General features: G+C 61.7%; 16 protein-coding genes. 9 read left to right on the forward strand and 7 right to left on the reverse strand.

All coding sequences use genetic code 11. The features are described 5' to 3' along the window. Window positions 1-4: 4 nt before the first annotated feature. Window positions 5-373, reverse strand: a complete 369-nt coding sequence (locus ACTJK7_RS14725) for a DUF427 domain-containing protein (RefSeq protein WP_064379499.1) — start codon at window positions 371-373, stop codon at window positions 5-7. Window positions 374-553: 180 nt separating this feature from the next. Here ACTJK7_RS14725 and ACTJK7_RS14730 point away from each other — a divergent pair, with 180 nt between their 5' ends. Next, window positions 554-1768 carry an MFS transporter gene (locus ACTJK7_RS14730; RefSeq protein ID WP_064379501.1) on the forward strand — a complete coding sequence of 405 codons (1215 nt, stop codon included), beginning with the start codon at window positions 554-556 and terminating at the stop codon, window positions 1766-1768. A 94-nt stretch (window positions 1769-1862) separates the two neighbouring features. Here the strand turns inward: ACTJK7_RS14730 and ACTJK7_RS14735 are convergent, their stop codons facing one another. Beyond that, entirely contained in the window at window positions 1863-3269 is a 1407-nt protein-coding gene (locus ACTJK7_RS14735; protein ID WP_440780045.1) for a serralysin family metalloprotease, read from the reverse strand. 277 nt (window positions 3270-3546) lie between these two features. Here ACTJK7_RS14735 and ACTJK7_RS14740 point away from each other — a divergent pair, with 277 nt between their 5' ends. Together ACTJK7_RS14740 and ACTJK7_RS14745 are read left to right on the forward strand one after the other, a co-directional pair. Then, entirely contained in the window at window positions 3547-5490 is a 1944-nt protein-coding gene (locus ACTJK7_RS14740) for a DNA topoisomerase III (protein WP_323151753.1), read from the forward strand. A 47-nt stretch (window positions 5491-5537) separates the two neighbouring features. Further along, the gene (locus ACTJK7_RS14745; RefSeq protein ID WP_323151752.1) at window positions 5538-6041 is read left to right on the forward strand and encodes a GNAT family N-acetyltransferase; all 504 of its coding nucleotides are present in this window, start codon (window positions 5538-5540) and stop codon (window positions 6039-6041) included. Between the two features lie 12 nt (window positions 6042-6053). Here ACTJK7_RS14745 and ACTJK7_RS14750 read toward each other — a convergent pair whose 3' ends face one another. After that, the gene (locus ACTJK7_RS14750) at window positions 6054-6425 is read right to left on the reverse strand and encodes a hypothetical protein (protein ID WP_323151751.1); all 372 of its coding nucleotides are present in this window, start codon (window positions 6423-6425) and stop codon (window positions 6054-6056) included. Window positions 6426-6552: 127 nt separating this feature from the next. On the opposite strand from ACTJK7_RS14750, the gene ACTJK7_RS14755 reads away from it, so the two are divergent. After that, on the forward strand, window positions 6553-6882 hold the full coding sequence (locus tag ACTJK7_RS14755) for a hypothetical protein (RefSeq protein WP_011334739.1): 330 nt from the start codon (window positions 6553-6555) through the stop codon (window positions 6880-6882). A gap of 70 nt (window positions 6883-6952) precedes the next feature. Here ACTJK7_RS14755 and cynR read toward each other — a convergent pair whose 3' ends face one another. Beyond that, window positions 6953-7831 carry a transcriptional regulator CynR gene (gene cynR / locus ACTJK7_RS14760; protein ID WP_064379513.1) on the reverse strand — a complete coding sequence of 293 codons (879 nt, stop codon included), beginning with the start codon at window positions 7829-7831 and terminating at the stop codon, window positions 6953-6955. Window positions 7832-7951: 120 nt separating this feature from the next. Here cynR and cynS point away from each other — a divergent pair, with 120 nt between their 5' ends. From cynS to ACTJK7_RS14775, 3 genes are all read left to right on the forward strand, one after another. Continuing rightward, window positions 7952-8416, forward strand: coding sequence for a cyanase (gene cynS / locus ACTJK7_RS14765; RefSeq protein WP_064379515.1), 465 nt, complete (start codon window positions 7952-7954; stop codon window positions 8414-8416). Window positions 8417-8500: 84 nt separating this feature from the next. Continuing rightward, entirely contained in the window at window positions 8501-8737 is a 237-nt protein-coding gene (locus tag ACTJK7_RS14770) for a DUF2790 domain-containing protein (RefSeq protein ID WP_085654243.1), read from the forward strand. Between the two features lie 12 nt (window positions 8738-8749). After that, complete coding sequence (locus ACTJK7_RS14775) at window positions 8750-9409, forward strand: carbonic anhydrase (protein WP_007950573.1); 660 nt, start codon at window positions 8750-8752, stop codon at window positions 9407-9409. A 48-nt stretch (window positions 9410-9457) separates the two neighbouring features. Here ACTJK7_RS14775 and ACTJK7_RS14780 read toward each other — a convergent pair whose 3' ends face one another. Both ACTJK7_RS14780 and glsB read right to left on the reverse strand, forming a co-directional pair. Beyond that, complete coding sequence (locus tag ACTJK7_RS14780) at window positions 9458-10960, reverse strand: aldehyde dehydrogenase family protein (RefSeq protein WP_440780043.1); 1503 nt, start codon at window positions 10958-10960, stop codon at window positions 9458-9460. Window positions 10961-11029: 69 nt separating this feature from the next. Next, entirely contained in the window at window positions 11030-11938 is a 909-nt protein-coding gene (gene glsB, locus ACTJK7_RS14785) for a glutaminase B (protein WP_085648356.1), read from the reverse strand. Between the two features lie 363 nt (window positions 11939-12301). Here glsB and ACTJK7_RS14790 point away from each other — a divergent pair, with 363 nt between their 5' ends. Then, the gene (locus ACTJK7_RS14790) at window positions 12302-12520 is read left to right on the forward strand and encodes an HvfA family oxazolone/thioamide-modified RiPP metallophore (RefSeq protein ID WP_440780042.1); all 219 of its coding nucleotides are present in this window, start codon (window positions 12302-12304) and stop codon (window positions 12518-12520) included. A 58-nt stretch (window positions 12521-12578) separates the two neighbouring features. Continuing rightward, complete coding sequence (locus ACTJK7_RS14795; RefSeq protein ID WP_064379525.1) at window positions 12579-13094, forward strand: HvfX family Cu-binding RiPP maturation protein; 516 nt, start codon at window positions 12579-12581, stop codon at window positions 13092-13094. 3 nt (window positions 13095-13097) lie between these two features. Here ACTJK7_RS14795 and ACTJK7_RS14800 read toward each other — a convergent pair whose 3' ends face one another. After that, on the reverse strand, window positions 13098-14711 hold the full coding sequence (locus ACTJK7_RS14800; RefSeq protein ID WP_440780041.1) for a L,D-transpeptidase family protein: 1614 nt from the start codon (window positions 14709-14711) through the stop codon (window positions 13098-13100). Window positions 14712-14822: the final 111 nt, after the last annotated feature.

Genomic DNA, 14822 nt, shown 5'->3' on the forward strand with positions numbered 1-14822 from the left:
AATCTCAGACCTCCGCTTCCAGCAACTCAAACTTCACCTGATCGGGATAAAACGCCACATAGTCCTTGATCTGGCTCACCGAAATCTTCGGATTTTCGTACGTCCACACCGCATTCGCCCCTTCATGCCCCGGCACTTGCAGACTGAAATAGTTGGCATCGCCCTTGTACGGGCAGTAGGTGGTGTGGTCGGTGCGGGCGAAGTATTTTTCGTCGATATCCTCGCGCGGGATGTAGTAGACCGGCGGGTAATTGGCTTCGAGCAGCACCAGGGCTCGGGCCGAGGCGGCGACCTGTATGCCGTGGAATTTCACAAGCAGGCAGCCTGGTTGCTCGGCGATGGTGATAACGGGACTGGGACCGGACGTTTTCATCGGTTTCTCCTGACGGCGGCGAGGGCACCGGTTCAGGTATAACCCATGCGGGGGATACTCGTCGGGTTCGCAGCCGAACGGTTTTTCTTCGACCAGATATGACCGCCGCTTGCGGAGGCGGCGGTTTCTGGTTTCATATCACGCGCAAAACGGCCAAAACGCTCACCGACAGGAGTCATCATGCGTAAGGATTACCTGGCTTTCTTCATCTCGCTGTTCCTGTCGCGGCTGGCGGATCAGATCCTGTTGTTCATCGTGCCGCTGGTGGTGTTCCAGACCACCAACAGCGCGTCCTGGGCGGGGCTCGCATTTTTCGTCGAGTCGCTGCCGCGTTTTCTCGCGTTTCCACTGTGTGGGGCCCTGTGCGACAAGTTCTCGCCCATCAGGATTCTGCACATCAGTCAGGTCTACCGGGCGCTGCTCTGCGTGTTGGCGGTTGGGCTTTATGCCGTCTTCGGCGGTATCGCGTGGCTTGTGGTGCTGTCTGCGCTGTGCGGCGTGCTGACTACTCAGGGCATCATGGCCCGCGAAGTGCTGATGCCGCATATTTTCCAGCACTACAGCTACACCAAAACCCTTTCCTACTCGCAGATAGCCGACCAGACCGGACTGGTTCTGGGACCCTTGGTGGCGGCATTGCTGCTGGAGGTTTCGGCCTGGCACTGGGTGGTGCTGTGGGTGGCCGGGCTGTTCCTGCTGGCCGACCTGAGCATGCTGGTGTGGCAACGTTTCAGTCGTATCACCCTCGAGGTGTTTGAGCAGCATCAGGACATCTGGCTGCAGCCTCTGCGCATCGCGTTCAGGCATATACGCGAACTGGCGGAGCTGAAAAAGATCATCACCCTGGCGATCGGGGTCAACCTGATTGTCGGGGTCACCCTGGCCACTTCGGCGGCCATGGTGCTCGGTCAATACAGCGCCGGCAAGGACGACTACGCCGTGCTGCAAGCGGCTGGCGCGGTGACCACCATCGTGATTCTGTTTTTCCTCGCCCGGGTGGTATTGCCGTTGCGCGTATTGGGTGGCGTTGCCTGTTCGATGCTCGCCGCCGGCGCCTTCATCAGCGCCCTGAGCCCGAACCTGGCGGGTTATGTGCTGGGTTTCCTGTTGATCGTCGGCTTCGACAAGATGTTCAACGTTTACATGCGCAGCATTCGCCAGCGAGTCATTCCCCCTCAGGACTTCGGCAAGACCGTGGGCGTGATCACCCTGCTCAACAACTTGTCACAACCGCTCGCGGGACTGCTTGTTGCGCTGCTCGCCGCGCCTTTGGGGGCACAACGTGTGATCCTGATCCTGGCTGTGCTGGCGACGCTGCTGGGCGTTGCGGCTCTCTGGTGGTTTGCCAGAGTACGTAATACATCCGCCGCTTCGATCCTCGAAACCGAGCAGTAACCGATTTCAATGTCGTAGAGCGATGTCCGAAAACAAAAAAACCGCAGCCTGCGAAGGACTGCGGTTTTTTCGTTTCAGATTTTCCGTTTTCAGATCAGGCGACGATATCGGTCGCCACAGCCTGCCCCACCACACCCACGGCGAAATCCACCGAACCCTGGCCTGTCAGGTCGATCATCAGGCTGGTCTGGTTGGTCTGTTCGAAGTAAGTGAGGATCGCATCGCCCGCGTGGCCGGTGAAGCCGCTGACGAAGTTCAGCGTGGCTGCGCCGGTGGCGAACCCGGCGATGCCCGACAGGTCGATCTTGTCCAGGCCACTGGTGAAATCCATGATCCAGTCCGGCGCGGTCATGGTCGAGTCGCTGGCCGCACCGAACACGAAGGTGTCCGCACCCTCACCGCCCCACAACGAATCACCGCCGCCACCGCCGTAAATGATGTCGTTGCCGGCACCGCCGATCAGGTCGTTGGCCGCCGCGTTGCCGATCAGCAGGTCATTACCCGAACCGCCAATGGCGTTTTCCACGGTCACGCCGTGGGCGATGGACACGTTGCCCACCAGACCGCCGACGTCGGAGAACGAACCTTCGTTGAGGTTGATCTTCTGGTTCTGGCTGAAGCCGGAGAAATCCAGGGTGTCGTTACCACCGCCATCCCACACCGAGAACACCACTTTGGAGGTGTTCGAGGTTGCGCTGTAGAAGTCGCGATCGGCGTTGGAGTTGAAGCCGTACACGGTGTTGTCGGCACGGGTTTCGAAGTTGGCGCCGTAGAGTTTCTGCACCGCGACGATGTCGTCCATCAACGGTGCCGAGGCGTAGGCGCCGCTGCCGTCCTTGCTGAAGTTCTGGTCAGTGTTGGCTTCACTCCAGTAGCTCATCAGGCTGTAGCCACGGGTGTCTTCGGCGTACTTGGCGTCACCGTAGGTCGGGTTGCCATTGCCGGCGTTGTAGGCGCCCGGGTGCGACAGGCCGAGGGTGTGGCCGATTTCGTGGGTCAGGGTCTGACGCCCGTAGTTGTTGGTGTCCGGGGTCTTGTTGACCTGGTACTGATCGTTGATCAGGTACCACGACTGGCCGTCGTAGCTGCTGCCCTGCGGCAGGTAGGCGAACGCTGCGCCGCCAGTGCTGACGTCGTAGTTGCCGAAGGTCATGTGACCGTCCCCGCCCTTGCCCTCGGTGAAGGTCACGTTGGCCACGTCCGACCACGACTGCATCGCCAGCACGGCCTGGGCTTTCTGCTGGGCGCTGAACTCGCTGAAGTTGCCGAGTTTCGGGTTGTAATTCGACGGTTTGTCGGTCAGGAACGTGTAGGTCAGATCAATCTTGCCGTCGGCATTCTTGTCCTGCCACGACATGCCCTTGCGCAAAATTTCGTCAGCGGCCTGCTCGGCGGTGAACGACGGCTTGCCGTTGACGGTGCCGGTGCCCCGGTCGTACAGGTGGCTGAAAGTGTCGACGGCGATGAAGGCGCTGCTGGCCTGGGAGGAAGGTTGAGACATGGTGTACGTCCTTGTTTCTAAAGAGTCAGTGTCAGACAGAAAAACGGCGATCTTCTGGCGAGATCGTCCTGTCACTCGCCTTGTCAGGCAGATTGAACCTGCCACAGCCGCCAACGGGGGCGCTAATCAATTTCTCGATAGCGTCCCGGATTGCCCCGACGTGGCTGTCATGACCGGCAATCTTTTTATCTGTATATCCATACAGATAAAAGTTGCCCGAATGCCCGAGTCAGGCCATCCTGTGCGCCTCTTCGGGCAATAATCGACGACGGTGGTTATGCGGCTGTACCTCTGTGAAAAACCCTCTCAGGCCAAAGACATTGCGGCCGTGCTCGGCGCAAAGCGTCGGGGCGACGGCTGCTGGCTGGGAACGGATGTCACGGTGACCTGGTGCATCGGCCACTTGCTGGAAACCGCCCCGCCGGACGCCTACGACGCCAGATACAAGCGCTGGGTGCTGGCGGACCTGCCGATCATTCCCGACAAATGGAAAATGACCGTCAAACCGCGTACCGCCAGCCAGTACAAGGCGGTCAAGCGCCTGCTCGGCGAGGCCAGCGAACTGATCATCGCCACCGACGCCGACCGTGAAGGCGAGATGATCGCCCGTGAGCTGGTCGAGCATTGCCGCTATCGCGGGCCGATTCGCCGTTTGTGGCTGTCGGCGCTGGACGAAGCCTCGATTCGCAAGGCGTTGGCGGCGCTCAAACCGGGCGCCGAAACCTTCAGCCTGTACCACTCGGCATTGGGGCGCTCGCGGGCCGACTGGCTGATCGGGATGAACATGAGTCGCCTGTTCACCCTGCTCGGCCGGCAATCGGGCTATCAAGGCGTGTTGCCGGTGGGCCGGGTGCAGACGCCGACCTTGCGACTGGTGGTGGATCGCGACCGCAGCATCGCCGATTTCGTGCCGGTCGCGTACTGGGCCATCGATGTGCAACTGCTGCACAACGGCACGCCGTTCACGGCGCAATGGCGTGCGCCAAACGATGCCTGTGACGATCAGGACCGCTGCCTCAATCAAGCCCTCGCCCAGCAAGCGGCCGCCGCAATCAGCAGCGCTGCCAGCGCCCGGGTGATCAAGCTGCGCACCGAACGCATGCGCGAAGTGGCGCCCCTGCCCTTCGATCTGGGCACCTTGCAGGAAGTCTGCTCGAAGAAGCTCGGCCTCGGTGCCCAGGAAACCCTCGACATCGCCCAGGCCCTCTACGAAACCTACAAAGTCATCACCTACCCGCGCAGCGATTGCGGCTACCTGCCCCTGAGCCAGCACAGCGAGGCACCGGGAATTCTTGCGGCGCTGCGCCAGGCCGACCCGAGCCTCGAAGCGCTGCGCGAGCATCTGGAGCCACAGCGCCGCTCCCGCGCCTGGAACGACGCCAAGGTCAGCGCTCACCACGGCATCATTCCGACCGCTGCCGCGAAAAATCTGGAGCGCCTGACCGGCAAGCACCGCGCGGTCTACACGCTGATTCGAGCGCGGTATCTGGCGCAGTTCCTGCCCAATCACGAATACGACCGCACCCAGGCCGATTTCGATTGCGCCGGGGAAGCCTTGCGCGCTGTCGGCAAACAGATCATCGAGCCGGGCTGGAAACGCGCGTTGCCCGAAGCGCTGGCCCCGGCCAAGGGCCGTGAAGCCCCCGCGCCACAGACTTTGCCCACGCTGACCCAAGGCGCCGAATGCGCCGTGGCGGACGTGAAGCTCAAGGACTTGTGGACGCAACCGCCCAAACCCTACACCGAAGGTGATCTGATCAAGGCGATGAAGAACGTCGCCAAACTGGTGGAGGATCCGCTGCTCAAGCAGAAACTCAAGGACACCACCGGCATCGGTACCGAAGCTACCCGCGCGTCGATCATTCAAGGGTTGCTGGATCGCGGCTATCTGGTGAAAAACGGCAAGGCGCTGTCCGCCACGCCCGCCGCGTTCAGCCTGATCGACGCCGTTCCGCGCGCGATTGCCGACCCCGGGACCACGGCGATCTGGGAGCAGGCGCTGGACATGGTGCAGAGCGGCGAGATGAGTCTTGAAGAGTTCGTCACCAAACAGGCCGCGTGGATGAGCAAGCAAGTGACCCGCTGCGCCGGGCTCAGTCTGACCATCAGCGGCCCGCCACCTGCCGGCAAGGCCGCTGCGCCATGGAAGAACAAACGCAAGTCCACTCGGCGCAAAACCACCGGAACCAGTAAACGCGCAGCGAAACCGGCGGCCAAATAGCCCGTTGCACGCTACTGTTTCAGCAGTGATGGTCAGGAGGCAGCGGCATGTCGGTCATCGAACTGCGCGTCGCCCGGCGCGACGAACTGGAAACCCTCGAAAACCTGATGCAGTTCTACACCTACGACTTCAGCGAGTGGTTGCCGCTGAAGCTGGGCGGGCATGGGTTCTTCCCGATCCAGTTGAAAGACGATTACTGGCGACAGCCAGCGACCCGGCCATTCCTGATCCACGTCGACGGCGAACTGGCGGGGTTCGTGACCGTGGATGACCACCGCCTCATTGAAGGCGCCGACTACAACATCGGCTATTTCTTCGTCAGCCGGCGCTGGCGTGGCCAAGGCGTCGCGCAGTTTGTCGCCTCTGCCCTCTTGAGCCACCTGCCCGGTCGATGGCAGATTTTCCATGTCGACGCCAACCTGCCTGCACAGCGGTTCTGGGCCCGGCTCATCCCCGAGCTGAGCGGCGGCGACTTTACCCGCCAGACCAGAACCGTGGACGGCTATCCCTGCACGTTCTACTGCCTGCGCAGCCTTTCTCCCGCTGCCTGAAGACCTCTTTTTTCATTCCAGAATGACTTTGTCCGACAATATGTAGTGAGCAAAAATAATCACTACAAAACCGTTGACGGCGTCGTTTGGCTTTTGCATGATGCAGACGTCTCCCTGATCGGGAGCACTGGCAACACGCTTGAGCAAGCTCGTCTGACCGCCGAGCTGTTTTTTCCGGATACACGCTGCCCACAAGGCAGATTGAAGAAGCTGACCTGGCCTGAACGTCCAGTACAAGGACGAGAAGCGCTGGCGAAAATTCTCAAGACGCTTGTGGTCGACCCTGAAAACGTCGTCAAGGAGCCTCCCGGTTTTCGCTGCTTCTCCTCGTTGTGACGCTTTTGCGTAGCAGTTATTCAACACGACTACATGCAACAGATGCATGACCCCGTACTTCACACGGGCGACCGCTGACGTCCTGGTTTCGGTGCCAGGGATCAACTAACCGATGGGCTACCTGTATTAGCGAATCAACTTTGAAAGATCACCACACTGGTCAAGGGGCAATATCATGAATCTGAACAATCAACCTACTATCGAAGAACTGGCTCGTATGTTCGCTGCGCAAAAAGACAGCCACGACAGCCATATTCTGTGGATCAGCAAGTCGGGTCAGGTCCATATCGACTGCCTGTCGCCCCATGCTGGTGAAGAAGAGTTCGACCGGAACAACCAGAACCTGCTGGCCCGCCTGAAGATGTACCGCCGCGGCCACGGCTATGTCGGCAAGAAAGCCGCGGCCGACAAGGACTTCATCGGTAATGTTCTGCAGACGCTGAAACAGGCGTGGGACTCGATGCAGAACAACAACGAAGTTCGGGTGATTGATCGGTTCTGCTAAGTTAAAACTTCAATAAAAAAAGGGCCTGCTTCGAAAACGAAGCAGGCCCTTTTTATTGCTCGCAAAAAACTCATGAACGAGTTTCCAGCACCAGCTTCATGAACGCTTCAGCCGCCGCACTATGATAGTTGTTCTTGCGCCGCAACAACGCCGCTCCCCGCTGCGGCGCCTCGCTCTCGACACGCAACCGACGCAGTGCCCGGTTCTCGGTCGCAATCGCCTCCGGCAACATGGTCGCAATCGGCGCATGTCGGATCACTTCCAGCAACGTACTCACCGAGTTCACCTCGATCTGCACCTTGGGCGTGATGCCGTGCTGGCGGAAGTACTCATCAATCGACAAGCGCGTGAAGAAGTCTGGCGCCAGCAAGGCGAAATCCAGCTGCGCGATGTCATCCGGGGTCAACACCGATGAGCTGTCGTACAGCGGATGCTCGCGCCCGACCATCACCCCCAACGTCTCGACAAATGCCGGAATGCATTCAATGTCCGGATTGCGCACCGGCGTGAAGGCAATCGCGATATCCAGCGAGTCATCCGCCAGCCCGGCCTCGATGTCGTCCATCGACAACTCGAAAATCTCCAGGTGAATCCCCGGATACCGCGCCACGTAATCGCGCACCAGCGGCCCAACCAGATACGCCATGAACGTCGGGGTCATGGCCAGGCGCAGCGAGCCTCGGGACAAATCCTTCACGTCATGCAACGCGCGCTTGCCCGCCTCCAGCTCCACCAGCACCCGTCGCGCGCATTCGATATAAGCCTGGCCGGCATCAGTCGGTTTGACCGAGCGCGAGGTGCGGTCGAACAGATCCACCCCGAGGCTTTCTTCCAGTTGGCGGATCTGTTGCGACAAGGTCGGCTGCGACACGTGCAGCGCCTCGGCCGCCCGGGTGAAGCCGCCGTGATCGGCCACGGCCAGCAGGTATCGCAAATGTCGCAGCAGCATGGGACGCTCCATCTATAGGCAGTGCTTATGCTTGGCATTGTATATCGGTCTTGGACGCTATGGATCAATCGGCAGAAGATGAATCCCACACAGCAAGCCAACCCCGAAAGGAGAAGCACCATGCAATCCCAAGCCTACAACGATAGCCGCATCGCCCTGACCACCCGCGTCCTGGATGCCAAGGCTCAGAAAAACCTGTCGTGGCAGGATCTTGCCGACGGCACCGGCCTGAGCCTGGCCTACGTCACCGCCGCCCTCCTCGGCCAGCATCCACTGCCAAAAGCTGCTGCCGAAGTGGTCGGCGACAAGCTTGAGCTGAGCGTCGCAGACGTCGCCGCCCTGCAAATCATCCCGCTGCGCGGCAGCCTCGACGGTGTGCCGACCGACCCGACCATCTACCGCTTCCACGAGATGATCCAGATCTACGGCACCACCCTGAAGGCGCTGGTTCACGAGCAGTTCGGCGACGGCATCATCAGCGCGATCAACTTCAAGCTCGACATCAAGAAAGTCGAAGACCCTGAAGGCGGTTCCCGCGCCGTGGTCACCCTCGACGGCAAGTTCCTCCCGCTGCGTCCGTTCTGATCCATCCCGGGCCCGCACCCCGCGTGCAGGCCCATCCAAACCTGATTTGCCAAGTCATCACCACATCTGTCTGGAGGCTGCCCCATGCAAAAAATTCTGTTGACCCTGGCCCTGCTCGCCGGCCTGGCCGCCCAGGCCCAGGCTGATGAAGAGGCCGTCGCCTACCGCTACGGCATGTCTTTGGATATCGCTGAAGTCGTGAGCATCACCCCGGTCGCCGACGTCTGCGGTGTAGTGCCGGTCGAGATGACTTACCTCGACAGCCACGGCGCAAAACACATTCTTCAATACAGCGAATTCGGCACCGGCTGTTCGAACTGAGAGGACTGCACCATGAAAAACCTGATCGAAGGCTTCCTGAAGTTCCAGAACGAAGCGTTTCCACAACGCACCGAGCTGTTCAAACACCTGGCGACGACTCAAACCCCGGGCACCTTGTTCATCACCTGCTCCGACAGTCGCGTCGTCCCGGAACTGCTGACCCAGCAGGAGCCCGGTGAGCTATTCGTGATCCGTAACGCCGGCAATATCGTGCCGTCCTACAGCCCGCATCCGGGCGGGGTTTCGGCAACGGTGGAATACGCGGTAGCCGTGCTCGGCGTGACCGACATCGTGATCTGCGGGCACTCCGATTGCGGCGCCATGACCGCCATCGCCCAGTGCAAATGCATGGATCACCTGCCCGCCGTCAGCGGCTGGCTGCAACACGCCGAGTCGGCGAAAGTGGTCAACGAATCGCGGCCGCACGCCAATGACGCCGCCAAGCTGAGTTCGATGGTGCGGGAAAACGTGATCGCGCAACTGGCGAACATCCAGACGCACCCGAGCGTGCGCCTGGCCCAGGAGAAAGGCCTGCTGAATCTGCATGGCTGGGTCTACGACATCGAGACCGGCTCGATCGACGCGCTGAGTGCCGACCGCCGTACCTTCGTCTCGCTGGCCGAGCAACCGTCGACGTGCGCGGTGTACGGTCAGGCAGTCGATGCGGCTTGAAAACACAACGTCGCGCCCGTCATTGCGACGGACGCGGCGTTGTTCTGTTCAGCGTTTTACGCCCAGATCGATTTGCGTCATACGGCTGCGGACGGTGAACACACCGTCGCCGGAGAGGATCGCGCTGCGGGCAAACAACCGGCCACTTTCCCAGTTCGAAAGCCCCAGTTCCGGCTTGTTCAGCGCGTACTGGCCATCGACCCAACGGGTGATCCCGTTGCCCACAAACGGCGCGTTGACTGCGCTGTAGAAACGCTCCTGAACCGCCGCGTCTTCGCTGATCAGCGACACGGTGAACTGCGGGCTGTAGCGATTGAACAACGCGATGGCCTGATCCAGATCGTCGACGATCATCAGGCTGGTTTCCGGGGTTTCTTCCCATTCCCACTCGCGGCCCAGTTGCGCTTCCGGCAGCGGCTCGGCCAACGCTTCGGTCTGGTAACCCTCGGCGCGATAGACCTCGACCGTCGCGTTCTGCCAGTCGCTCGGCGGATAGCTTTCGCTGCCTTCGACGATGTGCAATTTGCAGCCCTGACCGCGCGCGGTGCCGGCCTGCTGCAAGGCGTCGAGGAACAGCGGCACCAGCTCGGCGGCGCGTTCGCGCTGGATCAGGCAGACATTCAAGGTGTTGCAGACTTTGCGGTCCAGCGAGTTGCGTACCACCGCGGCGAAGCGCTTGGCGTCGGCATCGCGATCAGCAATCAGCCACGCGCCACCGGTGCCGTGCAGACTGACGGCGGTGCCGGCCTGCTGGGCGATGCTGCCCAACTGGCTGACCGCACGGCCCGAACCACGGGCCACCGCCAGCGACAGACGTCGGTCGGCGAACATCGCCCAACCGGCGGCGTGGTTGACGCTCTCCACCAGCGACACCGCACCTGCCGGCAGACCGGCATCGGCCAGCGCCGGGTTCAGGGCGTGAGTGACGATGGCTTGCGCGGTGCCCAGCGCATCGCTGCCAATGCGCAGTACGGCGGTGTTGCCGGTGCGCAGTACACCAGCAGCGTCGGCAAAGACGTTTGGCCGGCCTTCGAACACGAATGCGACGATGCCCAGCGGCGACACCACCTGCTCAACCTTCCAGCCATCATGTTCGACGCTGCTGATGACTTTGCCGCGGGTGGCCGGCGCATCACGCCAGGCGCGCAGGCCGGCGATCATGTCGCGGCGCATGCGCTCGTCGGCGAGCAAACGGGTAGTGGAACGACCGCGCGCCTTGGCCCGCTCGATGTCGGCAAGGTTGGCGGTTTCGATCAGTGCCCAGGCGTCCGGGTTTTCCAGGCGTTGGGCAAACAGATCGAAGAAGCGGCTGATGGCCTCATCCGGCACAGCGGACAACGCCGTAAACGCCGCCGCTGCACGCTCGATCGCTACCGATGCAGCCTGCTGATCCACCACCGGAATCAGCAGCAGCTCGCCGCTCACCTGCTCCACCAACAGGTGGTCGCCGGGTCGGAAACGCTCGGCCAGTTCGGGGCTGACCACGGTGACGCGGTTACCGGCGAAAGGAATAGGCGTGCCAGCGACGAGACGTTCGAGCGCGAGAGACATGGAGCGGATTCACCATATTGAGGGCGGCCGGAAAATGTATAGGTTGGCCTCCCTCAAAGCAACACGGGCTCAGAACACCGACCAGCCAATCCGCGAACTGAGCATTTCCAGCGCCGCCATCCCCGCCAGCGAATTGCCCGCCGCGTTCAGTTCCGGCGACCACACGCACACCGTGAACTGCCCCGGCACCACTGCAACGATGCCGCCACCGACGCCGCTCTTGCCCGGCAGGCCGACGCGATAGGCGAAGTTGCCGGCCTCATCGTATAGACCGCTGGTGGCCATGATCGAGTTGACTTGCTGGGTCTGGCGTCGGCTGAGGATCTGCTCGCCGCTGTGTTTGCAGAAACCGTCGTTGGCCAGGAAGCAGAAGGCCCGGGCCAGGTCGATGCAGCTCATGCGCAACGCGCAGTGGCTGAAATAGCTGCGCAACACCGCCTCAACGTCATTGTGGAAATTGCCGAAGGATTGCATCAGGTACGCCATCGCCGCGTTGCGCGCGCGGTGCTGGTATTCGGAATCGGCAACCTTGCCGTCGACCATCACCTGCGGGTTGCCCGACAGCCGCCGCACGAAGTCGCGCATCGACAAGGCCGGTGCGGCAAAGCGCGACTGGTTGATGTCGCAGATCACCAGCGCCCCGGCATTGATGAACGGATTGCGCGGACGACCGCGTTCGAACTCCAGCTGCACCAGCGAGTTGAACGGCTGGCCGGACGGCTCGTGGCCCAGGCGTTCCCAGATCGCCTCGCCGGAATGTTCGATGGCCTGCACCAGGCTGAACACCTTGGAAATACTCTGCACCGAGAACGGCGTCTCGGCATCGCCGGCGCAATACATCTCGCCGTCATTGCCATATACGGCGATGCCCAATTGATTGGCCGGCACAGTGCCGAGGGCGGGAATGTAGTCAGCCACTTTGCCCTGCCCGATCAGGGGCCGGACCGCGTCAAGGATCTCGTTCAACAGCGCTTGCATGCCGGGTCTCGAAGTCTCGCCCCATGGGATTGCGGGGACACGGTGGCTAGACGCTGCGGGTCGGAGGCAAATCACACATTCGGAATAATTGAAGATCCAGTGTGGGAGGGAGCTTGCTCGCGATCAGGCCAGCACAGCCAGCTCCCTCGGCGCCTGACCCACCGCTATCGCGAGCAAGCTCGCTCCCACAGGTTTCTGCGCAGGCTGTGTATCGCACTGTGTACGGCCCGACACCCGACACATCCCGCGCACAAATCCGGCCCTTCGCGACACATCCGCGATACAGCCCGGCGTTCAAATGAACCTGTCGATCGGCAACCCCGATCAAGCCTTTGAACTCACCTATCGCATCGGAGATACACCATGACCAAGCTCTCGAAAACCTCCCTGACTCTGGGCCTGCTGCTTGCCGGTGGCCTGGCCCTGTCCAACGCGGCTTCGGCTTCAGACGCGTTCAGCGTCAAGCAACTGGATCACGGCTATAGCCAGACCCAGGCCAAGGCCGACTCGGCGGAAAAAACCTCGGAAGGCAAATGCGGCGAAGGCAAGTGCGGCGAAGGCAAGTGCGGCGCCGGCGAGTAACCCTTTTTTACGGGGCACGTCGGTGCCCCGTTTTCTTTTGAATGAATGGAGCCTTGCCATGACCACAGCTCTCTCGTCGGCCGTCAAAGGCCTGCATGTGAACCTTGACCGCGCCGGCCAGTGGCTCGCGCCGCTGACCTTGCGCCTGTTCATCGCCTGGGAATTTTTTGAATCGGGGCTGGAGAAATTCAACGGCCAGAACTGGTTCGAAGACATTCAGGAGCGGTTCCCGTTTCCCTTCGATCATCTTCCGGCGACGCTGAACTGGGAGCTTTCGATGTGGGCCGAGCTGATCTGCGCACTGGCGATCCTGATCGGATTCGGCACGCGGATTTCGGCGATTTCGCTGATTGTCGTGACCGTCGTCGCCACCGCTGCCGTGCACTGGCCAGCGGACTGGTCATCACTGAGTGAGCTGGCCCAGGGTTACGCGATTACCAACAAGGGCTTCGGCAACTTCAAGCTGCCGGCGATCTACCTCGCCGCACTGGTGCCGCTGGTATTCGCCGGTGCCGGCAAGTTGAGTGTGGATGCGTGGCTGGCGCGGTTGTTCTGGAAACGCGCCAGCCGTTGAGGATCAATGCGCCCGGTCCAGCCCCGCCAGCAACGCACTGTCCCGGCTGTAGATGTCCGGCGCGTAAAGCACGCGGCCCTGGCCGTCAACCTGGGCCGTCCAGTACGTCATGAGGATCGGCACGGGATTGCTCAGGCGGAATTCATGGGTGGTGCCGGTGGCGAGCAAGGTGTCGGTGCGCGCCTTTTCCGCCGGGCTGAGCAGCAAATCGCGCAGCTTCATCGGATGCTCGACCCGCACGCAGCCGGAGCTGAACGCCCGCGGTCCCTTGTCGAACAGCGCCTTGCTCGGCGTGTCATGCAGGTACACCGAGAACGGGTTGGGGAACCGAATGACCATCTGCCCCAGCGGGTTGCGCGGCCCGGCGTCCTGACGCAGGAGGATGTTGCCGGGGTTGTCCCAGTCGATGTCGGCGGCGGCCAGTGGCTGACCGTTGGCGTCGAGCACCTGCAGGTTCTGGCGGCTGAGGAAGGTCTGGTCCTTGCGGATTTCCGGCAGTTTGTCTTCCTTCCAGATGGTGGGCGGCACGGTCCAGGTCGGGTTAAGCGTCAGGCGCGTGACCCGGGATTTGAGCAGCGGGGTCTGGCGTTCGGCGCGCCCGACCTGGGTGCGGGTCTGCCACACCGGCAGGCCACCCTGGTAAAGCGTCAGCTCGGCCGCGGCGACGTTGACCAGCAGACCGTCCGGCTCCATGTCCTGGGCCATCCAGCGGAAACGTTCAAGGTTGACCCGCAACTGTTCACGGCGAGTCAGCGGACTGATGTTGAGTTCGGCAATCGTTCCCGGCCCGACCACCCCGTCGGCCTGCAACGAATGGTTGGCCTGAAAGCTCTTCACCGCCTCCACCAACACGCCGTGATAAGCGTTGTCCGGCGTGCCGACCACACTGTTCAGATAGCCTTCGCTGTACAGCCGGCGGGCCAGTTCCGGCACGCGTTTGTCTTCCATGTCCGGACGCAGCAACGGACCGTTGCCCACCGACGTCCACTGCGGCAAGGCTTTGAGGCGCTGCGCGGCATACAGATGACGCAGGTTCTGGTACTGCGCCAGCTGTGGACGGGCCAGATCGAAGGCGGCCGAAACGTTGTGCACGCCTGGCACGGCGATCGCCAGCAATTCAGCCTGCCGGTCGCGTGGCGTGTCGTCGGAATGCCACAGCGGTTCGAAGTGCGATTGCAGCAGGCGCCCGTAATGCAGATCCTGCAGGGCTTGCAGGTAATAGCGGCTGATCTCGATATCGGCGCACAGTTCGCCGTCCTGCGGGGCAGTGAGCGCTACCGGATAGCGTTTCGGGTTCAAGCCATCGTCGGCTAACAGCTGCAATTGCGCATGCAAGGCCGGCAATTGCCCGCCATCGGCCCACACCGGCAGCCAGTCCTGCTGCTGGTAGAACGCGCGCAACTGATCCAGCGCCGGGCCGTTGAGGCTGGTGCCGATCGTCGGGCACGCCTGGGGCAGGCTGATCAGCGCAGCCTGCAACGGGCTCTGCGGTTCGATGGGCATTTCCGTCGGCACGGGCGGTAGCGTCGGGAGTCCCGGCAACGGCTCTTCGGCGCAAGCGACAAACGGCGCAGCGAGCAAACAAATGCTCAAGTAGCATGCGTACTTTTTGAACAACTGCTTTACTCCAATCCATGGCCGTCCTGATTGACGGTCAACCTTACCTCAGGTGCGGTGAACAGTCAGGCCCGATTCGCGGGCCTGCCGGGGACGACTGGACGTCAGGAG

This window comes from Pseudomonas sp. 22085, assembly GCF_052045815.1.
GTDB lineage: Bacteria > Pseudomonadota > Gammaproteobacteria > Pseudomonadales > Pseudomonadaceae > Aquipseudomonas > Aquipseudomonas glycinae.